The sequence below is a fragment of the Pantoea sp. ANP04 genome (genome assembly GCF_041982285.1).
GTDB lineage: Bacteria > Pseudomonadota > Gammaproteobacteria > Enterobacterales > Enterobacteriaceae > Pantoea > Pantoea eucalypti.
Genome location: NZ_JAUTYS010000193.1, coordinates 1 through 516, shown reverse-complemented (window position 1 = coordinate 516; position 516 = coordinate 1). Strand labels below are relative to the sequence as shown.

General features: G+C 66.7%; 1 protein-coding gene. It reads right to left on the bottom strand.

Annotated features, from left to right (window positions below; genetic code table 11):
* The coding region (locus Q7C21_RS23060) for an ATP-binding cassette domain-containing protein (RefSeq protein ID WP_375151248.1) at positions 1-516 on the bottom strand (516 nt) is incomplete at both ends.

The window sequence follows — 516 nt, the reverse complement described above, 5'->3', positions numbered from 1 at the left end:
GCCTGGGTGTAGGGGTGCCGGGGTCGCGACAGCACTTCGTCGGCGGGGCCGATCTCCACGATCCGTCCCAGGTACATCACCGCCACCCGGTGGGCGAGCTGGCGCACCACGGCGAGGTCGTGGGCAATGAAGAGGTAGCTCAAGCCCCGTGCGCGCGGCAGGTCGGCCAGGAGGTTCAAGACCTGCGCCTGCACCGAGACGTCGAGCGCCGAGACCGGCTCGTCGCAGATGATCAGCTTGGGGCTGAGGGCCAGGGCGCGGGCGATGCCAATGCGCTGGCGCTGGCCGCCGGAGAACATGTGCGGGTAGCGCTGGTAATGCTCGGGGCGCAGGCCCACCTGCTTCATCATCGCCTGGACTTTTTCCCGGCGTTCGGCGGCGGACAGCTTGGTGTTGATCAAGAGCGGCTCGGCCAGTTGATCGCCAATCTTCTGCCGTGGGTTGAGCGAGGCATAAGGGCTCTGGAACACCATCTGTACGTCTTTGCGCAGTTGCTTGCGCTGCGCCTTGTCGGCG